The 19401-nt window shown below is 70.3% G+C and carries 17 protein-coding genes; 6 read left to right on the top strand and 11 right to left on the bottom strand.

Going from position 1 to position 19401, the window contains the following annotated elements; all coding sequences use genetic code 11:
- The first annotated feature begins 125 nt into the window (after window positions 1-125).
- The 5 genes from ACFYNU_RS31180 to ACFYNU_RS31160 all read left to right on the top strand — a co-directional run bounded on the left by ACFYNU_RS31180 (window position 126) and on the right by ACFYNU_RS31160 (window position 4677).
- Window positions 126-1181 (top strand): ABC transporter ATP-binding protein, encoded by a 1056-nt coding sequence (locus ACFYNU_RS31180; RefSeq protein ID WP_388767867.1) that lies wholly within the window; start codon window positions 126-128, stop codon window positions 1179-1181.
- Window positions 1171-2052, top strand: a complete 882-nt coding sequence (locus ACFYNU_RS31175; RefSeq protein WP_356595777.1) for an ABC transporter permease — start codon at window positions 1171-1173, stop codon at window positions 2050-2052. The genes ACFYNU_RS31180 and ACFYNU_RS31175 overlap by 11 nt, the downstream gene beginning before the upstream one ends.
- Window positions 2049-2960: an ABC transporter ATP-binding protein gene (locus tag ACFYNU_RS31170; protein ID WP_356595775.1), complete on the top strand. Its 912-nt coding sequence runs from the start codon at window positions 2049-2051 to the stop codon at window positions 2958-2960. Before ACFYNU_RS31175 ends, ACFYNU_RS31170 begins: the two co-directional genes overlap by 4 nt.
- Window positions 2961-2985: 25 nt before the next feature.
- Window positions 2986-3705 carry an ABC transporter permease subunit gene (locus ACFYNU_RS31165; protein ID WP_356595773.1) on the top strand — a complete coding sequence of 240 codons (720 nt, stop codon included), beginning with the start codon at window positions 2986-2988 and terminating at the stop codon, window positions 3703-3705.
- Between the two features lie 279 nt (window positions 3706-3984).
- Entirely contained in the window at window positions 3985-4677 is a 693-nt protein-coding gene (locus ACFYNU_RS31160) for a hypothetical protein (protein ID WP_356595771.1), read from the top strand.
- Window positions 4678-5013: 336 nt separating this feature from the next.
- Here ACFYNU_RS31160 and ACFYNU_RS31155 read toward each other — a convergent pair whose 3' ends face one another.
- From ACFYNU_RS31155 to ACFYNU_RS31115, 9 genes are all read right to left on the bottom strand, one after another.
- The gene (locus tag ACFYNU_RS31155; protein WP_356595769.1) at window positions 5014-5865 is read right to left on the bottom strand and encodes an HAD family hydrolase; all 852 of its coding nucleotides are present in this window, start codon (window positions 5863-5865) and stop codon (window positions 5014-5016) included.
- A complete protein-coding gene (serS, locus tag ACFYNU_RS31150; protein ID WP_356595767.1) occupies window positions 5862-7151 on the bottom strand; it encodes a serine--tRNA ligase in 1290 nt (429 codons plus the stop codon). Before serS ends, ACFYNU_RS31155 begins: the two co-directional genes overlap by 4 nt.
- Window positions 7152-7687: 536 nt before the next feature.
- Complete coding sequence (gene pheA / locus ACFYNU_RS31145; RefSeq protein WP_356595765.1) at window positions 7688-8623, bottom strand: prephenate dehydratase; 936 nt, start codon at window positions 8621-8623, stop codon at window positions 7688-7690.
- An 83-nt stretch (window positions 8624-8706) separates the two neighbouring features.
- Complete coding sequence (gene efeB, locus ACFYNU_RS31140; RefSeq protein ID WP_356595791.1) at window positions 8707-9933, bottom strand: iron uptake transporter deferrochelatase/peroxidase subunit; 1227 nt, start codon at window positions 9931-9933, stop codon at window positions 8707-8709.
- An 85-nt stretch (window positions 9934-10018) separates the two neighbouring features.
- Window positions 10019-12016 carry a copper resistance protein CopC gene (locus ACFYNU_RS31135; protein ID WP_356595763.1) on the bottom strand — a complete coding sequence of 666 codons (1998 nt, stop codon included), beginning with the start codon at window positions 12014-12016 and terminating at the stop codon, window positions 10019-10021.
- Between the two features lie 14 nt (window positions 12017-12030).
- Entirely contained in the window at window positions 12031-12477 is a 447-nt protein-coding gene (locus ACFYNU_RS31130) for a copper chaperone PCu(A)C (RefSeq protein WP_356595761.1), read from the bottom strand.
- Between the two features lie 38 nt (window positions 12478-12515).
- Window positions 12516-13175 (bottom strand): SCO family protein, encoded by a 660-nt coding sequence (locus tag ACFYNU_RS31125; RefSeq protein WP_356595759.1) that lies wholly within the window; start codon window positions 13173-13175, stop codon window positions 12516-12518.
- Window positions 13176-13243: 68 nt separating this feature from the next.
- Complete coding sequence (locus ACFYNU_RS31120; protein ID WP_356595757.1) at window positions 13244-14104, bottom strand: YcnI family protein; 861 nt, start codon at window positions 14102-14104, stop codon at window positions 13244-13246.
- A 106-nt stretch (window positions 14105-14210) separates the two neighbouring features.
- The gene (locus ACFYNU_RS31115; protein ID WP_356595755.1) at window positions 14211-15080 is read right to left on the bottom strand and encodes a hypothetical protein; all 870 of its coding nucleotides are present in this window, start codon (window positions 15078-15080) and stop codon (window positions 14211-14213) included.
- Between the two features lie 192 nt (window positions 15081-15272).
- On the opposite strand from ACFYNU_RS31115, the gene ACFYNU_RS31110 reads away from it, so the two are divergent.
- Entirely contained in the window at window positions 15273-15785 is a 513-nt protein-coding gene (locus ACFYNU_RS31110) for an ATP-binding protein (protein WP_356595753.1), read from the top strand.
- Between the two features lie 115 nt (window positions 15786-15900).
- Here the strand turns inward: ACFYNU_RS31110 and ACFYNU_RS31105 are convergent, their stop codons facing one another.
- Entirely contained in the window at window positions 15901-17445 is a 1545-nt protein-coding gene (locus tag ACFYNU_RS31105) for an aminopeptidase P family protein (RefSeq protein ID WP_356595751.1), read from the bottom strand.
- 162 nt (window positions 17446-17607) lie between these two features.
- On the bottom strand, window positions 17608-19128 hold the full coding sequence (locus ACFYNU_RS31100) for a PP2C family protein-serine/threonine phosphatase (protein WP_356595749.1): 1521 nt from the start codon (window positions 19126-19128) through the stop codon (window positions 17608-17610).
- Window positions 19129-19401 lie beyond the last annotated feature (273 nt).

The following is a 19401-nucleotide window of genomic DNA, read 5'->3' as shown; positions in this document are numbered from 1 at the left end:
TCCGGACCCTGACTTTCGGCTTAACTTTTTATGCTGCCCTTACGGGTCCGTACACCTCAAGACGGACCCCGAGACAGCCGCCAGGGCTGACGTCCGCTGTGGGGTGCGCCACTACCGTCTTCAACGTGACTGTGATCGCTACTGAAGGCCTGAGTAAGCGGTTCCCCCGGGTAACCGCGCTTGACCGGCTCTCCTTGGACATCGGACCGGGTGTGACCGGTCTGGTGGGTGCCAACGGAGCCGGCAAGTCCACCATGATCAAGATCCTGCTGGGTCTGTCCCCCGCCACGGAAGGCCGGGCCACCGTGCTCGGGTTCGACGTCGCCACCGACGGCGCCGCCATCCGCGAGAGCGTCGGATACATGCCCGAGCACGACTGCCTGCCGCCCGATGTCTCGGCGACCGAACTCGTCGTCCACATGGCGCGCATGTCCGGACTCCCTCCGACCGCCGCCCGCGAACGCACCGCGGACACGCTGCGCCACGTCGGCCTGTACGAGGAGCGGTACCGCCCCATCGGCGGCTACTCGACCGGCATGAAGCAGCGCGTGAAACTCGCGCAGGCGCTGGTCCACGACCCCAAACTCGTCCTCCTCGACGAGCCGACGAACGGCCTCGACCCCGTCGGCCGCGACGAGATGCTCAACCTGATCCGCCGCGTGTACACCGAGTTCGGCATCTCCGTCCTCGTGACCTCACACCTCCTCGGCGAGCTCGAACGCACCTGTGACCACGTCGTCGTCATCGACGGCGGCACGCTGCTGCGCTCCAGCTCCACCAGTGACTTCACGCAGAACACGGCGACGCTCGCCGTCGAGGTCACCGACACCGACACCCACCCCGACGGCACCCGCGCCCTGCGCGAAGCCCTCACCGCGGCCGGGCTCTCGCTCCACGTGGGCGAGGAGGACGGCCTGCCGGGCGCCGGCCACATCCTGCTGATCGAGGCGACGGGCGAGGAGACGTACGACGTCGTACGCGACACCGTCGCCGAACTCGGGCTCGGCCTCGTACGGATGGAACAGCGCCGCCACCACATCGCGGAGGTCTTCCGCGCGAAGGACGCCTCGGCAAACTCCTCGAACAACGCCTCGGCCGGCGCCGACGGGCACCCCGTACCGGCACAGAGCGGCACCGAGGAACTCGCACTCCAGAAGGGAGGCGGCAGCGATGAGCACTGACCTCACCCAGATCCACAACATCGGCTACCGCAACTACGACGGCCCGCGGCTCGGCCGCGCCTACGCCCGCCGCTCCCTCTACTCGCAGTCCCTGCGCGGTTCCTACGGCCTCGGCCGGTCCGCCAAGTCCAAGATCCTGCCGATGATCCTGTTCGCCGTGATGTGCGTACCCGCGGCCATCATGGTCGCTGTCGCCGTCGCCACCGACCTCAAGAGCCTGCCGGTGGACTACACGCGGTACGCGATCTTCACCCAGGCCATCATCGCGCTCTTCCTGGCCTCCCAGGCGCCCCAGTCCGTCTCACGCGACCTGCGGTTCAAGACGGTGCCGCTGTACTTCTCGCGCCCCATCGAGCGCGTCGACTACGTCGTCGCCAAGTACGGCGCGATGGCCTCCGCCCTCTTCGTCCTGACCGCCGCACCGTTGCTGGTCCTCTACATCGGATCGCTGCTCGCCAAGATGGACTTCGTCGACCAGACCAAGGGCTTCGGCCAAGGACTCGTCTCCGTGGCACTGCTCTCGCTGCTCTTCGGCGGACTCGGCCTGGTGATGGCCGCCCTCACCCCGCGCCGCGGCTTCGGCGTCGCCGCCGTGATCGCCACGCTGACCATCACCTACGGCGCCGTCTCCACCGTCCAGGCGATCGCCTCCGAGACCGGCTCGGACGGCGCCGTCCAGTGGCTCGGCCTCCTGTCACCCATCACGCTGATCGACGGCGTACAGACCGCGTTCCTCGGCGCCTCCTCGTCGTTCCCCGGCGAGGCGGGCCCCTCGGCCGGCGTCGGTGTCGTCTATCTGCTGGTCGTCCTCGCGCTCGTCCTCGGCTCGTACGCCGTCCTCATGCGCCGTTACCGGAAGGTCGGGCTGTGACCACCATCAACATCGAGCACGCGTCACGCTGGTTCGGCAACGTGGTCGCCGTCAACGACGTGACGATGACCGTCGGCCCCGGCGTCACCGGACTGCTAGGACCGAACGGCGCGGGCAAGTCCACGCTCATCAACATGATGGGCGGGTTCCTCGCACCCTCCAACGGAAGCGTCACCCTCGACGGCGACACGATCTGGCGCAACGAGTCCGTCTACCGCGAGATCGGCATCGTCCCCGAGCGGGAAGGCATGTACGACTTCCTCACCGGGCTCGAATTCGTCGTCGCCAACGCCGAACTGCACGGCCTCGGTAAGAAGGCGGCCCACAAGGCGCTCGCCACGGTCGAGATGGAGTACGCGCAGGACCGCAAGATCGCGACGTACAGCAAGGGCATGCGGCAGCGCGTCAAGATGGCGTCCGCGCTCGTCCACGAACCGTCCGTGCTGCTCCTCGACGAGCCGTTCAACGGCATGGACCCGCGCCAGCGCATGCAACTCATGGACCTGCTGCGGCGGATGGGCGACTCCGGCCGTACCGTCCTGTTCTCCTCGCACATCCTTGAGGAGGTCGAGCAGCTCGCCGCGCACATCGAGGTGATCGTCGCGGGCCGGCACGCCGCGTCCGGCGACTTCCGCAAGATCCGCCGGCTCATGACCGACCGGCCGCACCGCTATCTCGTACGGTCCAGCGACGACCGCGTCCTCGCCGCCGCGCTGATCGCCGACCCCTCGACCGCCGGCATCGAGGTCGACGTCACCGAGGGCGCGCTGCGCATCCAGGCCGTCGACTTCGGGCGCTTCACCGAACTGCTGCCGAGGGTCGCCCGTGAGCACTCCATCCGGCTGCTCTCGGTCTCACCGTCCGACGAATCCCTCGAATCCGTCTTCTCGTACCTCGTAACGGCCTGAGCGCCCAGAAAGGAGCTGTGACGTCATGTACGACCCCACAGTCGCCCGGCTCACCTACCGGGCCCTGCTCGGCCGGCGCCGGGCCGCCGTCCTCCTCATCCTGCCGGTCCTGCTGATCTTCATCGCCGTGGCCGTGAGGACCTTGAAGGGTGTCGACGACCAGATCGCCTCGGACATCCTGGGCGGCTTCGCCCTCGCCACCATGATCCCGCTGATCGGAGTGATCGCCGGAACGGGCGCCATCGGCCCCGAGATCGACGACGGTTCGATCGTCTACCTGCTGGCGAAGCCGGTGAAACGGCCGACGATCATCTTCACCAAACTGATCGTCGCGATCGCCGTGACGATGGTCTTCTCCGCGGTCCCCACCTTCATCGCAGGCTTCATCCTCAACGGCAACGGGCAGCAGATCGCGGTGTCCTACACCATCGCCGCGCTGGTCGCCTCCATCGCCTACAGCGCGCTGTTCCTGCTGCTCGGCACGGTCAGCCGGCACGCGGTCGTCATCGGCCTCGTGTACGCGCTGGTGTGGGAGACGCTCTTCGGCAGCCTGATCGCCGGCGCGCGCACGCTCAGTGTCCAGCAGTGGGCGCTGGCGGTCGCCGAGAAGACCGGCGGTGAGGGCATGATCACCTCGGACGTCGGACTGCCGCTCGCGATCGTGCTGCTGGTGGGCGTGACGGTCGTCGCGACCTGGTACGCGGGGCAGAAGCTGCGGACGCTGACGCTCGCCGGCGAGGAGTGAGCGGAGGTTCCTCACCGCCGTACGTGAGCCGCTCGGCGCCGCGACCCCCGCCCATCGGGCGGGGGTTGCCGCGTAACTGTACGTTTATCGGCTCGTTGTTCCGCGTGCGTGGAGGCAACTGGAGTTCGTGACGTCGAGCGTTCGTGAATCTGGGGATTGCCGGTGCCGGATCGAAAGCCGCACCGGTCATTGAGTGAGTAGCCACCGTGAGCCGACCTCCGCCCCTGATGCCCGGGGAGAGGGCCGTCCCTCATCGGTTCACGAACGGAAGGCACACCCATGCCATCGGAAGTCACCCTGCTCGAGTCGCGCACGATGCGCGTCGAGCATCTGGAGCGCGTCGACGCGCTCGACAGAGTGAAGGCGCTGGCCATGCTCCCGGACGGCGTCCACAACACGACAGCCGGGGTCGCGCGCTACTTCGAAGTATCCACAGGCGTCATCAGGCAGTTGACAGCACGGCATCGCGCGGAGCTGGCCGAGAGCGGGATGCAGGTGCTGCGAGGCTCTGACCTGCGTGAATATCAGAGTGACATCATGTCACTCTCATTCGGAGAGGAGGGAAGTTATCCACAGCGACGCTCGGGTCTCACGCTCTACACCCGCCGGGCCGTCCTCAACATCGCGATGCTTCTTCGCGACAGCGACATCGCCCGGTGCGTCCGTACGTATCTCCTCGACGCCGAAGAGGGCTGGCGCGAGGGGTACGCCTCCCTCGACCGGCGCGTCACCGACGTGGAGGCGTGCCTGGGTGGAGTCGGTGTGGCGCTCCAGGAGCTGGGGCCGGTTCTCCACCGGATGTCGCACCGGCTCGACAGCCTGGACCGGCGGCTCGACGCCACCAACCAGGTCGTCGCGGCGATCAGCAACCGGCTGTGCCGGATGTCCGAGGACATCAACCGCGTCGACGCCCGGGTGGACGACGTCGTCCATCAGTTGCAGGATCTGCGCCGCGGCCGAAGGCGCCGCTGAAGCGCCCGGCGTTAACTCGGTGGCGCCGAACTCCCGCCCCGGTGCACAGTGGTGGTGTCAGGTATCACTGGACCGGGAGAGGAGCGCGGCGATGACCCGTAGTTCGAGTCCGTCGAGTTCCCGACAGGGCAGTCCCGAGCCGGCACCGGAGTAACCACTTCCGCTCCGTGTGGCCGACGGTGACCCGCCCAAGGGGGCGGTCGCTTCGAGCGCGCGTTCGCGCGCGGACCGCCCCCTTCCCCCGGGACGATCAACCACCGTGCGGGACGACCGACGACCGTGCGGGACGACCGACCTCCACACGGGACGACCGAGCGCCGTGGCGATGGGCCGGCGTCAGCTTTGCCGCTGAAGCAGCTTCTCCAGCACCACCGCGATGCCGTCGTCGTCGTTCGACGCGGTCACCTCGTCCGCCACGGCCTTCAGCGCCTCGTGCGCGTTGGCCATCGCCACGCCGTGCCGCGCCCAGCCGAACATCGGGATGTCGTTGGGCATGTCGCCGAACGCGATCGTGTCCGCCGCCGTCACGCCGAGCCGCCGCGCCGCCAGCGACAGCCCCGTCGCCTTGCTCAGGCCCAGCGGCAGGAGTTCCACGACCCCCGGCCCCGCCATGACCACAGCCACCATGCCACCGGCCGTCTCCCGCGCGACCTTCGCCAACTCGTCGTCGCTCAGCTCCGGATGCTGTATGTAGACCTTGTTGATCGGCTGCGTCCACATCTCGGTGCGGTCGTCGAGACGCAGCGACGGCAGCGGGCCCTCCTGGACCTGGTAGCCCGGTCCGACCAGTACGTCGCCGTCCAGACCGTCACGGCTCGCGGCCAGCGCCAGCGGGCCCACCTCCGCCTCGATCTTCGACAGCGCGACGACGGCCACCTGCCGGTCGAGCGTCACCGACGTCAGCAGTCTGTGCTCACCGGCGTGGTAAACCTGCGCGCCCTGGCCGCAGACCGCCAGTCCGTCGTACCCGAGATCGTCGAGGATGCCGCGCGTCCACGGCACGGCCCGCCCGGTGACGATGATGTGCGCCGCGCCCGCCGCCGTGGCGGCGGCGAGCGCGTCACGCGTACGCGCGGAGACCGTGTGGTCCTCGCCCAGCAGCGTGCCGTCGAGGTCGGTCGCGACGAGCTTGTACGGGAAGCCGGAGGCGGGTGCTGAGGAGGCGGGTACAGGGGCGGCGGCGCTCACGTGGCGATCGGCTCCAGCGTCTCGCGCCCGCCCAGATACGGACGGAGTACTTCCGGCACCCACACCGAACCGTCGGCCTGCTGGTGGTTCTCCAGCAGCGCCACGATCGTGCGCGGGACCGCGCAGAGCGTGCCGTTCAGCGTCGCGAGCGGCTTGACCTGCTGCTTGCCGTCCTTCGCCTCACGCATCCGTACGGAGAGCCGGCGGGCCTGGAAACCGTCGCAGTTGGACGCGGACGTCAGCTCGCGGTACTTGCCCTGGGTCGGGATCCACGCCTCGCAGTCGAACTTGCGCGAGGCCGAGGCCCCCAGGTCGCCCGTGGCCACGTCGATCACCTGGAAGGGCAGCCCGAGGCCGGTGAGCCACTGCTTCTCCCACTCCAGCAGCCGCGTGTGCTCGGCCTCGGCGTCCGCCGGGTCGACGTACGAGAACATCTCGACCTTGTCGAACTGGTGCACCCGGAAGATGCCCCGGGTGTCCTTGCCGTACGTGCCCGCCTCACGGCGGAAGCACGGCGAGAAGCCCGCGTACCGCAGGGGCAGCTTGTCGGCGTCGATGATCTCGTCCATGTGGTACGCGGCGAGCGGCACCTCCGACGTACCGACCAGGTAGTAGTCGTCCTTCTCCAGGTGATACACGTTCTCGGCCGCCTGGCCGAGGAAGCCCGTGCCCTCCATCGCGCGCGGTCGCACCAGCGCGGGGGTCAGCATCGGGACGAAGCCGGCCTCGGTCGCCTGCGCGATCGCCGCGTTCACCAGGGCGAGTTCGAGCAGGGCGCCGATGCCCGTCAGGTAGTAGAAGCGCGAGCCGGAGACCTTCGCGCCGCGCTCCATGTCGATGGCGCCGAGCGCCTCGCCCAGCTCCAGGTGGTCCTTGGGCTCGAAGCCCTCGGCGGCGAAGTCGCGCGGGGTGCCGATCGTGTCGAGGACGACGAAGTCCTCCTCGCCGCCCACGGGCACGTCCGGGTGCACGATGTTGCCCAGCTGGAGAAGCAGCCGCCTGGCCTCCTCGTCGGCCTCGTGCTGGGCCACGTCGGCGGCCTTCACGGCGGCGGACAGCTCCCGCGTGCGGGCCAGCAGCTCGGCCTTCTCGTCACCGGTGGCCTTGGGGACGAGCTTGCCGAGCGTCTTCTGCTCGTTGCGCAGCTCGTCGAAGCGGACGCCGGACGCCCTGCGCCGCTCGTCGGCGGAGAGCAGGGCGTCGACGACGGCGACGTCCTCTCCACGGGCGCGCTGCGAGGCGCGGACACGGTCGGGGTCGTCTCGGAGCAGGCGAAGGTCAATCACCCCACCAGGCTACCGGTGCGTGCTTCCGCCACCCCACCCCATATTTCAGCGTGTGGTGCTTTGTCTGAATTGCCGCAATTGAGGAGAGTGAGGGAAGAGTGAAAAGGGAGGGCCGCTTACGTCAATAGCGGGTGGCCAATTCCCCGGAAAGGTGCACCGGCGATGCCGCGTTGACTCATTTCCCTTGCGGCGCACGGCACTTGAGGCGACGTTGTCCACAGAGGCGCCCCGACTCCAAAAGTTATCCACAGGCTGTGTGGGGAATCTGTGGATCGCGAGCGCTCGCACGGTGAAAGCCCCCGTGGGGGTGGGGGGATTCTCCGCCGGGACCCGCTCCACATACTCATTCGGGTGGGACTTGGTCCCTCCAACGAGTTGATCAAAGGAATAGAGGTGACACGGGCCGGCCGTACTCCCTGTGGACGGAAACGCTGTCGCTGAGGAGATTTGTCGACCCGATCGTCCGGCGCTGTCGACTTGTCCCCAGGGCGAATGGCCAGCCTGTGGATAACTCTGGGGACAACGGGCCTGTCGGCTCAGATCCGGCCGTCCTGGCTGCGGGCCAGCCAGTCGGCGGCGTCCATGAACTCCCCGTCCGACGTCCCCGCGCGCAGCGGCCGTACGTCCTGCGGGGTCACACCGGCCCTCGGGTACGAGCCCAGGAACCGCACCTTCGGACTGATCCGCTTCAGCCCCATCAGCGCCTCGCCCACGCGCCGGTCCGAGATATGGCCCTCGGCGTCCACGGCGAAGCAGTAGTTACCGATGCCCGCACCCGTCGGCCGAGACTGGATGAGCATCAGGTTGACCCCGCGTACGGCGAACTCCTGAAGCAGTTCGAGCAGCGCGCCCGGGTGGTCCTCGCCGAGCCACACCACGACCGACGTCTTGTCCGCCCCGGTCGGCGCCGACGGCCGCGCGGGCCTGCCCACCAGGACGAAGCGCGTCTCCGCGTTCTCGGCGTCGTGGATCTCGGTGACCAGGGCTTCGAGCCCGTACGTCGCCGCCGCGAACTCACCCGCGAAGGCGGCGTCGAACCGGCCCTCCTGGACCAGCCGCGCGCCGTCCGCGTTCGACGCGGCCGACTCCCACAGCGCGTTCGGCAGATGGCTCCGCAGCCAGTTGCGCACCTGCGGCTGCGCCACCGGATGGCCGGTCACCGTCTTGATGTCCGACAGCGCCGTACCCGGCCTGACGAGAAGCGCGAAGGCGATCGGCAGCACCACCTCGCGGTAGATCATCAGCGGCTCGCCCGACGCCAGTTCGTCGAGGGTGGCGGTGACACCGCCCTCCACCGAGTTCTCGATCGGTACGAGGGCCGCCGCGGCGTCCCCATGGCGTACGGCGTCGAGGGCGGCGGGCACCGAGACCATCGGGATCAGCTCCCGGGTGGCGGCTTCCGGAAGGGTGCGGAGGGCGGCTTCGGTGAAGGTGCCCTCGGGGCCCAGGTACGTATAGCGCGTGGCCGACATGTGGTCACTTTAGTCCGACCGGTGGACGCCCCGGACCTCGTCCCGGCCACAGACGCCCCCCGGCACCGCCGTTCCCGGAGGCCTCACGCCTCCAGCAGCCGCTGGCCCACGTACTCGCCCTCGCGCGGCCCGCCCGGCACCGCGTACAGACCGCTCGCCTCGTGCCGTACGAACGCCGACAGCGCGTCACCCCGGTCGAGCTTGCGCTGGACCGGCACGAAGCCCCGCAGCGGATCGGCCTGCCAGCAGATGAACAGCAGACCGGCGTCGGGGGTGCCGTCCGCCGCGATCCCGTCGTGGAAGGAGAACGGGCGGCGCAGCATCGCGGCCCCGCCGTTCTGCTCCGGCGCCGAGATCCGGGCGTGCGCGTTGTCCGGGATGACGAGCTTGCCGTCGGGCCCGGTCTTGTCGAGGGCGAGCGGGGTCGTCTCCGTACCGCCGGTGAGCGGGGCGCCGTCGGACTTGCGGCGGCCGATGACCAGTTCCTGGCGGTCGACCGGCAGGGCTTCCCAGTCGTCGAGCAGCATCCGGATCCGGCGTACGACGGCGTACGAGCCGCCCGCCATCCAGTCGGGCGTCCCGGCCGGCGGCTTCGCCGGGACGAAGATCCGCCGGTCGAAGTCGGGCTCCGCCGGCCTGGGGTTGTTGGTGCCGTCGACCTGGCCCATCAGATTGCGGGCAGTCATGGGGCGCGCGGTGGCGCCGGGCGTGCGGTTGAAGCCGTTCATCTGCCATCGCACGCGTGCCGCGTCGCCCGCCTCCTTAAGGAGGGCGCGCAGCGCGTGGAAGGCGACGAGCGAGTCGTCCGAGCCGACCTGGATCCACAGATCGCCGTTACTGCGGCGGGCGTCGAGATGGTCCGAGGAGAAGGCCGGCAGCGGGTCGAGCGCGGCGGGGCGGCGGTCGGTCAGCTTCGTCGCGTCGAAGAAGGTCCGGCCGAAGCCGAAGGTCACCGTCAGCGCTGAGGGCCCCGCGTCCAGCGCGACACCGGTGTCGCGCTCCCCGGCCGGTTCGCCCGCCATGAGCCGCCGGGCGAGCTGTGACCAGCGGCGCAGCAGCGCGGCGGCCTCCTTGCGCCCGGCGCCCGGCGCGAGGTCGAGGGCGACCAGATGGCCGCGCGCCTGGAGCGGGGTGGTGATGCCGGCCTGGTGGGCGCCGTGGAAGGCGACGGTGGCCGAGCCGACCGTGGCGAGCGCGATCGGCTCGTCGGGGCGGGTCGCCGCGTACGTGCCGACCCCGCCGGCCGCCCCGGCGACGAGGCCCGCGGCGCCGGCCGCGCCGGCCGTACCGATAAGCCGCCGCCGCGAGATGGCGGGCCCGGAGGCGGAGGCGGCGTCGGAACCGGAACCGGTGCCCGTGTCGGTGCCGCGGGTCGTACGGGTGTCGCTCACGAGATCAGCCGATCTTCACGTTCTTCTCGATGGTGGTCTGGTCGATGTCCGAGGTCCGCACGGTCACCTGGAGATGCCAGTCGCCGGGCATCGGGATCTGTACGTTGGCCGCGCTCCAGTGTCCCGGCGCCAGGCGCTCGGGCAGGACGGGCAGCGGGCCGATCTGCTCGGACTTCAGTGTGTACGCGATCTTCACCTCGGGCACGTCCATCGGCTTGCCGTCCGGGCCGTCGATCCAGACGTGCATGAGGTTGCTGCCGGGGCGGGCGGGGTCGAGGGTCAGCCGCAGGGTGCCCTTGCCCTTCGTACCGCCGGCGTCGAAGGGTTCCGTGAGATTGACGGGGCGCGCGGGCGCGGGCGCGGCGGCCTCGGAGCCGGCGCGGGGGACCTCCTTCTCCTGCGTACGCCCCGGCTCGGTGCCCGTCAGGGCGGTCGTGACGGCGAGCACCACGAGGGCGATGCACGCCTCGGTCAGTACGGAGCGGCGCAGGCCGGACCGCTCGGTGTCGGCGTCACGGTTCCGCTTCTTGCGGGCGGTGGCCAGCGCGGTCTGCTGGCGCGCGAGTTGGGCGGCACGCTCGGGATCGGCGGCGGTGTCCGCGGAACTGGCGGTGTCCGCGGCGACGACGCCTTCCGCTTCGTCTTCGTCGGCGTCGGACTCGGCGTCCGCCTCGGCGGTCTTCGCCCCCTCGCCCAGCAGCCCCGTCCAGCGCCGCGAGAACCAGGCGGCCCCGAGCAGGACGGCGATCAGCCCGACCTTGACCAGCAGAAGCTGTCCGTACGACGTATCCGTCCACGCGTCCCAGGAACCGACCTGCCGCCACGACTGGTAGATCCCGGTCACGGCCAGCACGATGACGCTGGTGAAGGCGATCCGCGAGAAGCGCCGCACGGCGGCGCGTTCGATGTCCGGCGCCTGATGGAGGGCCACCAGCAGCGATACGAGGCCGCCGAGCCACGCGGCCACGGCCAGCAGGTGCAGTACGTCGAGCGGCATGGCGAGGCCGGTCTGGATCCCGGTCGACGCGTGCTCGGACAGCGCCCACGTCCCCGCGATACCGGCGGCCACGACCGTGCCGCCCAGGCTCAGTCCGAAAGTGAGATCGGCCTTAGCCTTCCCGGCATCCGTCCTCCCCGCCTCCGCGTCGCCCTCTTCCCCCTTCTCCTCCTCCGCCTTCTCCTCCTCCGCTTCCGTGACCCGCTTCGCGTACGCGCCGAACAGCACGGCGATGAAGAGCGCCGCCGCGCCGAGCAGCAGCAGTCGCGAGACCAGCGCGGCGCCCGTCTTGGTGTCCAGCACGTCCGACAGCCCGCCGAGGTCGAACATGTCGCCGAGCTTGCCGGACCCGGTGTAAGGAGTCCTCAGTAGAAGGAGGACGAGTGTCGCCGCGGTCAGCGTGACCCAGCCGCCGACGACGAGCCGTTGCAACGGCCGTACGGACGCGCCCCGCTGCCAGCACGCGAGGACGAACGCCGCACCGCCGACGAGCAGGATGAACCCGGCGTACGAGATGTAGCGCACCGTGTCGTACAGCGTGCCGACCAGTCCGCCGCCGGCCTCCTGGTCGGGCACGGTCGCCGTGGTCGCCGACGGCGCCCCGACGGAGAAGGTGAACGCGCCGGACACCGGATGGCTGTCGGCGGAGACCGCCTGCCAGGCGACGGTGTACGTGCCGTCCGGCAGTCCGGGCTTCAGGTCGACGGCGTAGCGGACGGTGCCGCCCTGGCTCAGGTCGCGCATCTTCGCGACGTCGACGCGCTTGCTGGTGGGGTCGAGGACCCGGATGGAGTCGTCGCCCATGGCGATCTGTTCGGAGAAGGTGAGGGTGACGTCCCGCGGTGCGACGTCGACCACCGCCCCGTCCTTCGGATCGCTGCCGGTCAGTGCCGCGTGCGCCGACGCCGTACCGGCGAGTGCGCCGAAGAGGCCGACGGTCAGTACGGCGGTGACGAGCAGCAGCCGTATCAGCTGTGGTCCGAAGCGGGGGGCGATGGCCGTCATGGTGAGTCAGTCCCTCAGTGCTGCGTGGGGTTGTAGGTGGTCTCCTTGACGGGAAGGTCGACCTTGATCGGGTCGGTCTTCTCGAAGTGCAGTTCCACGGAGATCCGTTGGCCCTGCTCGGGCTTCTGCTTCAGGCCCATGAACATCAGATGGCTGCCGCCGCGGGACAGGCTCAGCTCGCCGCCGGCCGGGATGTCGAAGGACTTCACCTGCCGCATCTTCTGGTCCTTGGTCTCGTGGATCGTGACCTCGTCGGAGATGTCGCTGGTGACGGACGTGAGCTTGTCCGCCGCGCCGCCGCTGTTGGTGACCGTGAGGAAGCCGGACGCCATGTCGCTGACGGGCTGCGGCATGAACGCGCCGGTGACCTTCAACTGAGGAGTGTCCTCGGCGGCGTCGGCGGACGAGCATCCGGCGAGCGCCACCAACGACACCAACGAGACGAGCGACACGAGCGGCACCCGCGCCGCTCCGCCGACCGCGGGATCGCCGCGCCGCCTCACGGGGTCTCGCCCTTGATGAGCTTCGGCAGGTCCTTGGTGTAGTCGTCGGCCGTCGTGTCCTCGCCGTACAGGACGTAACCGCCGTCCGTCTTCGGTGAGAAGGCGATGACCTGGGCGCCGTGCATGGAGACGACGGTGCCGTCCTTCTCCTTCGTCGCCGGTTCGATGCCGATGCCGACCTGGCGCGCGCCCGCCTGGATGGTCGCGAAGTCACCGGTGAGACCGACGAAGGACGGGTCGCCGGCGCTCGGCAGCCACTTGGCCAGCTCGGCGGAGGTGTCCCGTTCGGGGTCGGTGGTGACGAACACGACCTGGAGCTTGTCCTGGTCGGCCTTGGGCAGCGCCTTCCGGGCGATGGCGATGTTGCTCATCGTCAACGGGCAGACGTCGGGGCAGTGCGTGTAGCCGAAGTAGATCAGCGTCGGCTTGCCCTTGGTCTCCTCACGGAAGTCGTACGTCTTGCCCTTCGTGTCCTTGAGGACGAGGTTCGGCTTCTCGAAGGGCTTGTCGAGCACGGTCGCCGCCTGCGTCTTCGGCTGGCTGGAGACGTCGGCCACGGGCTTCGACGCGTCGTCGTCGCCGCTTCCGCAGGCGGACAGGGTGAGTGCCGCCACCGCCGTGAGTGCGGCGGCGGTGAGCACGGTCTTCTTGCGCATGGAGGTAGTTCCCATTGGTGGAGTACGGGCTCCGGGCGCGGGCCCGTCGACGGGCCCGCGCCCGCTGATCAGCTGGCGGGGGTGCCGGTGGACGACGACGGGGTACGGCGGCGGCCGGCCAGGACGCCGTAGGCGACACCGGCGACACCGATCACGATGCCCGCGATGCCGAGGCCACGGGCCGTGCCGTCGCTGCTGTCCGAGGCGGCGGCGTTCGAGGCGTCGTCGCCCGCGCTCTCGTCCGACGCGTGGTCCGCGCCGCCCTTGGCGTCCGTGCCCGCCTCGTCATCGGCCTTGTCGCCCGCCGCGGCGCCGTGGCCGTCCTCGGCGGCGGCGGTCAGCGTCAGGACGGGCGCCGGGCTCTCGGGCTCGGAGCCCTCGACCGGAGCGTCGATCCAGCGCACGACCTCGTCGTTGTCGTACGTCTGAAGGGTCTTGAACACCAACTGGTCGGCGTTCTCGGGCAGCTGGCCGATGGAGAGCGGGAACTGCTGGAAGTAGCCGGGCGCGACCCCGCCGTCGCCCGTGGCGGTCCAGGTGACCTTCGAGACGGCTTCGGTGATCTGCTTGCCGTGCATCTCGATCGGCTTGGCGAGCTTGCTCTTGGTGACGGCGATCTTCCAGCCGGGCACGGTCTGCGGCGACACCGACGCCAGCGGGTGCTCGGTCGGGAAGTTCACTTCGAGCTTGACCGTTGAGGCGTCGTCGCGCTCGTTCGGCACCTTGAAGTTGACCGTCGCGTAACCGCCCTTGGCGGCCTCGCCGACCGGCTGCACGCCGACGTGCGCGAGGGCGGGACCGGCGAGCAGGACGACGGCGGACACGGCGACGCCGCCGACGACTGCCGCACGGCGCGCGGTGCGCGTACGGCCGGCGGTGGACGGCCGTGAGACAGCACGACGAGACGTGTTCGTACGAGAGGCGTTCATGACAGAGACACTCCACGGTGTGGGAGAGACGGTGAGCCGTGCGCGGATACGCGTCGGCATCGCGACGCCACCGCCCTCCGTACTACGTACGGGGCGTGTCGTCGCGTCAGGCGGCGAGAGCGAGTACGGCCGGCGGGCCGCGCCTGATCACCGAATGCTGGAGTGTCCGTTCCCCGTACGACGGCGGGGCGTCGCGTCGCGGGGCGGGCCGGGCGAGCGGTCCGGGGGCGGGCGTGACCGGCAGCCCGGCGCGCAGCGCCCGTACGAGACCGAGGGCGGCCCGCAGCGCCCGCAGCCGCGCGTTGTCGGCGACGGCCTCGCCGAAGCCGTCGCCGAGGCCCTGGGAGGAGAGCGTGGCGAGCCTGGCGAGCGCGAGGTCGCCGTGGCGCATGAGCCAGCCGGTCGCCAGGGCGGCCAGCAGGTGTGTGAGGAACATGGGCAGGCTGGGCAGTTCCGGCAGCAGTGCCACCGCGCCGCCCGCCCCGCCGGTCCCGTCGGCCGCCGCCTGGGCGGTCGCCGCGGCGGACATGCCCCCGTGCAGGTGGCCGCCCTGCGCGAGCCCGCCGCCGAGGGTGGCGGGGTCGATCCCGGCGTCGGTCACGATGCGGTGGGCGTCACCGGCGCTCAGCGAGGCCGGACCGGCGCCGCAGATCAGCTTCGCCGCCATACGGATCAGTACGTCGTCGGCGCCGGGACGCATGGTGAGGTGATGCTGGCTCATGCCGAACAGGGTGTGCAGCGCGAGCTGTCCACCCGTCAGGGCGAGCGCTATGGCGGGCAGTGAACGGGCGCGTCCGGCGAGCGGCGCGGCCACGGCGAAGACACCGCCGAATCCGACGACGAGCGTCCACCAGGGGACGGCCTGACAGGCCGCGATCACGTGTCCCGTCCCGGACAGCACGACACAGACCGCGGTGAACACCGCGGCCCTCAGGAGCCGCAGACCGGCTCCGGTGTGTGCGACACGATCCGGCATGGCCGGGTCATCATCGCACTGCGGTCGGCGGCTTCGTACGGCAGGTCCGGAAGATCACCCTCTGTCCCATACAACGGAGGCCGGTCCATGCGCGTCCGCCGAATGAGTTCTTTCACGTGATCGATGTGCTTACGACTCGCCTACAAGGGCAATACGTATCGGTATGTCGAGCTGTGGCCAGGAGGCTGGAGCATGAGCATCTGGTGGTCCCTCCATTTGCGGCGCGAAGCCGCGAGCGTTCCGCTCGCGCGCCGTCTTCTGATCGGCACGATGGAGACCGCGGGCGTCGACCCCGACATTTCCTTCGACCTGTCCATCGCGCTGACCGAGGCATGCGCGAACGCCGTCGAGCACGGCGGTGAGGCCGGCCACGGCGAGCCCGGCGGTGACCGGGAGCCAGGCGCACCGTCCCCGGCGCCGGGGGCGTACCGGGTGACCGCGTATCTGGACGGCGAGAAGTGCCGCATCGAAGTGTCCGACTCGGGGCCCGGGTTCCCCTCCCGCACCGCTGACCGGCGACCGGCCGCCCTCGCCCCGACGGCCGCCGAGGACGGGCGGGGGCTGTCCCTGATCGAGCAGCTGGCCGACCATGTCCACTGCCGGAACCGGCCGGGGCGGGGCGCGGTGATCAGCTTCGACAAGATCCTCAAGTGGCGTGAGGAGACCCCGCTGGTGGCCCTGGGGGGCACGGCCGCCGGAGTCTGACGACTCGGTCCCACCGCGTCCGACCCGTCGCGTCCGGCCTGTCGGAAAGGTCCGTCGTAAGGCCCGGCCGCGCGTCCACGCGCGGCCGGGCCCTACGGCCGTACGACTGTCCGGCTCAGCCCTGCTCGCCGGCCTCGGCGCCGGCCTTGACGGTGGCCATCCACGCCTCCACGTCGGCGGACGTACGCGGCAGCCCGGCCGACAGATTCCGGTTGCCGTCCTCCGTGACGAGGATGTCGTCCTCGATACGGACGCCGATGCCCCGGTACTCCTCGGGCACCGTGAGGTCGTCCGCCTGGAAGTACAGCCCCGGCTCGACGGTCAGACACATACCGGGCTCCAGCGTCCCGTCCACGTACGCCTCGGTCCGCGCGGCGGCGCAGTCGTGGACGTCCAGGCCGAGCATGTGTCCCGTGCCGTGCAGCGTCCAGCGGCGCTGGAGGCCCAGCTCCAGGACCCGCTCGACCGGTCCGTCGAGCAGCCCCCACTCGACGAGCCTCTCGGCGAGCACGCGCTGCGACGCGTCGTGGAAGTCCCGGTACTTCGCGCCGGGCTTCACCGCCGCGATACCGGCCTCCTGCGACTCGTACACCGCGTCGTAGATCTTGCGCTGCAACGCGTCGAACCGGCCGTTGATCGGCAGGGTGCGTGTGACGTCGGCGGTGTAGAGGGTGTGCGTCTCCACGCCCGCGTCGAGCAGGAGCAGATCGCCGGAGCGCACGTCCCCGTCGTTGCGCACCCAGTGCAGGGTCGTGGCGTGCGGGCCGGCGGCGCAGATCGAGCCGTACCCGATGTCGTTGCCCTCGACGCGGGCGCGCAGGAAGAACGTTCCCTCGATGTAGCGCTCGCTGGTCGCCTCCGCCTTGTCGAGGATCCGTACGACGTCCTCGAAGCCGCGGACGGTCGAGTCGACGGCCTTCTGGAGCTCACCGATCTCGAAGTCGTCCTTCACGGCGCGCGCTTCGGACAGATAGACGCGCAACTCCTCGTCGCGCTCGGCCGTGACCTTGTCGGCCAGCGCGGCCTCGATCGCCGCGTCGTGCCCGCGGACGGCCCGCACCGGGCCGGTCGCCTCGCGCAGCGCCTGGGCCAGCTCCCGAACGTCCTTCGCGGGCAGGCCGATCAGCTGCTCGGCCTCGGCGAGCGAGTGCCGGCGGCCGACCCACAGCTCGCCCTGGCGGCCGTCCAGCCAGAACTCGCCGTTCTCCCGGTTGGAGCGGGGGGTGAGATAGATCGTCGCCCGGTGGCCGTCGCCGCCGGACGTCGGCTCCAGCACGAGGACGCCGTCCTCCGTGTGGTCGCCGGTGAGATACGCGTACTCCGTGGAGGGACGGAAGCTGTACTCCGTGTCGTTGGACCGGGTCTTCAGGCCGCCCGCGGGGATCACCAGGCGGTCGCCCGGGAATCGCGCGGACAGTGCCGCACGGCGGGCCGCGGTGTGCGACGCCTGTGCGATGGGCTCCAGGTCATGGAGCTCCGTGTCGGCCCAGCCCGACTTCATGTTCTCGGCCAGCTCGTCGGACACGCTCATGTACAGGCCGTTCTTGCGCTTTTTGACGGGCTTGTCGGCCGACGCCTCGTCGGCGTCATCGAGCACGGTGTCCTGATCTCCCAGCGATTCCGGGGTCTCCGGTGTTTCCGGGATGAGCTCCTCGGCCACGATCTGCCTCCTCTGTACGACATTGGACCTTTCGGGTCCCGGCACCATCGTATGTCTGTACGGGAGACAGGCCAGGGGGCCTGTGGACAACTCTGCGGGCGCCCGGCGGACGGCCGGAGGGCGGCGGTCCGTTTCGGTCGGCGTCAGTGGAGAAACGCGGCTTCAGTCGAAGAGCGCGGCGAGGATCACGACGTCCTCGGCGCCCGCTTCGGGGCGGCTGCCGGGGGCGGGCTCGTCGAGCCCGTCGGGCAGCACCAGCCGCAGTACGTGGTCGGCGACGGCCCCCGGATCGTCCCGCAGGCTCCTGGGCACGCTCGCCGCCGCCGCGTGCAGCCGCGCGAAGGCCCGGTCCATCGGGTCGCCGGTGCGCCGCAGCAGCCCGTCCGTGTACAGCAGCACCGTTTCTCCTGGTGCGGGAAACAGTTCCACGCTCGGTGCCTCCCAGCAGGACAGCATCCCGAGCGGCGCGGACAGCGTCGTCTCCACGAACTCCGTCCGCCGCTCCCCCACGATCAGCGGCGGTGCGTGCCCGGCCCCGGCGAGCACGATCTTGCGCGGCGCCGGTTCGGCGTAGGCGAAGAGCGCGGTGGCGGAGCGCGCCGGTTCGGTCAGCCGCAGGAGCAGTTCGAGGTCGGACAGTACGGCGACGGGGTCCTCGCCCTCCATCACGGCGTACGCCCGCAGGGAGGCGCGCAGCCGGCCCATGGCGGCCATGGCGCTCGGCCCCGACCCGCTCACCGACCCGACGGCCAGCCCGAGGGCGCCCTCGGGCAGGGGCAGCGCGTCGTACCAGTCGCCGCCGCCGTGCCCGCTCGTACGGTGCCGTACGGCGAGCCGTACCCCGGGTACGCGGGGGAGCCGGCTGGGCAGCAGCTCGTCGGCGATCGTGGCCGCGCGGGCGCGGGCGGTCTCCAGCTCCAGGAGCCGCGCCAGGTGTTCGGAGGCGTACCGGACGTACAGACCCACCAGATGGCGCTGTCTTTCCACCGGTTCGGCGGGTTCGTCGTAAAACCAGACCGCGGCGCCGATCAGTCCCGCCGTCTCGGCCGTCAGGGAGACCGCGTACGTGGCGGCGTAGCCGAGCCGGCGGGCGACGTCGCGGTGGAGCGGGTCGAGGTCCGGATCGCCGAGCACGTCGCCGACGGACTCGGCCGCCGCCCTGGGTTCCCCGGTATCGTCGAGCAGCCGTCCGTAGGAGGTCGCGTCGCGCGGTACGGTCTCCAGCTGGCCGAGGTCGGCGTGGCTCAGGCCGAGTCCGACGGTGGTACGGGGGGTGTGCTCGGCCGCGCGGGGCGCCGGTTCGAGGACGACGAGACCGCGCGAGGAGCCGACGAGGGCGGCTCCCGCCCGTACGACCTCACCCAGCGCCGCGTCGACCGAACCCGTCTTGGCCAGGCGTTCCGTGAGTTCGTGGAGGGTGGTCAGATCCGAGACCCAGCCGGCCAGCCGGTCCTGGATCATGACCACGGGCGCGCCGACGGACTCGTCGAGGGGCGGGGCAGTGTGCGCGGGGGCCGGAACTGCTGAATCGATTCCAGCCACTTTCGGCATGTGCGGAGCGCTCATGGCTACCGGCTTTCTGACTGGTGCGTTTCGCGCAATAGCATCGCAAACCACCAGGTGATACTGCGCCACTATCAGTGCATCCACATGTACACGCACAACTGAGGCGATGTCCAGCATTGTCCTGGCGGAACTACTGGTGTCTGTGCGACGGTTATCTTGGCGAGAAAATGACCCCAGCGCAGTATTCTGCGATCGACTGAGGGAACTCGACAGAGGCTCCCCGGTGAAGTGCGGGTGACCTCGTGGAGGAGCGTCATCCCGCACGTGATGGGTACGTAAACGGTGACGGACAGGGGCAGTTGGGACTGCCCCGGAACCTGACGGACGGCTTCGGCGTCTTAACCGCCGTAGCCCGCGCGCCATCCCGGAGCGGCGGGGCTGTCACAGCAA

Origin of the sequence: Streptomyces sp. NPDC006643, assembly GCF_042870175.1 — a bacterium.
Taxonomy (GTDB): domain Bacteria; phylum Actinomycetota; class Actinomycetes; order Streptomycetales; family Streptomycetaceae; genus Streptomyces.
Note: the sequence above shows the minus strand (reverse complement) of the source record. Positions and strands in the feature narration are given on the sequence as shown.

Bases quoted from the DNA above. Each gene is read 5' to 3' on its own strand.
- ACFYNU_RS31100 (WP_356595749.1), bottom strand. From the start codon at position 19,128: ATGCTGGACATCGCCTCAGTTGTGCGTGTACATGTGGATGCACTGATA.
- ACFYNU_RS31135 (WP_356595763.1), bottom strand. From the start codon at position 12,016: ATGACGGCCATCGCCCCCCGCTTCGGACCACAGCTGATACGGCTGCTG.
- ACFYNU_RS31125 (WP_356595759.1), bottom strand. From the start codon at position 13,175: ATGCGCAAGAAGACCGTGCTCACCGCCGCCGCACTCACGGCGGTGGCG.
- ACFYNU_RS31165 (WP_356595773.1), top strand. From the start codon at position 2,986: ATGTACGACCCCACAGTCGCCCGGCTCACCTACCGGGCCCTGCTCGGC.
- ACFYNU_RS31160 (WP_356595771.1), top strand. From the start codon at position 3,985: ATGCCATCGGAAGTCACCCTGCTCGAGTCGCGCACGATGCGCGTCGAG.
- pheA (WP_356595765.1), bottom strand. From the start codon at position 8,623: ATGTCGGCCACGCGCTATACGTACCTGGGCCCCGAGGGCACCTTCACC.
- ACFYNU_RS31120 (WP_356595757.1), bottom strand. From the start codon at position 14,104: ATGAACGCCTCTCGTACGAACACGTCTCGTCGTGCTGTCTCACGGCCG.
- ACFYNU_RS31175 (WP_356595777.1), top strand. From the start codon at position 1,171: ATGAGCACTGACCTCACCCAGATCCACAACATCGGCTACCGCAACTAC.
- ACFYNU_RS31110 (WP_356595753.1), top strand. From the start codon at position 15,273: ATGAGCATCTGGTGGTCCCTCCATTTGCGGCGCGAAGCCGCGAGCGTT.
- ACFYNU_RS31115 (WP_356595755.1), bottom strand. From the start codon at position 15,080: ATGCCGGATCGTGTCGCACACACCGGAGCCGGTCTGCGGCTCCTGAGG.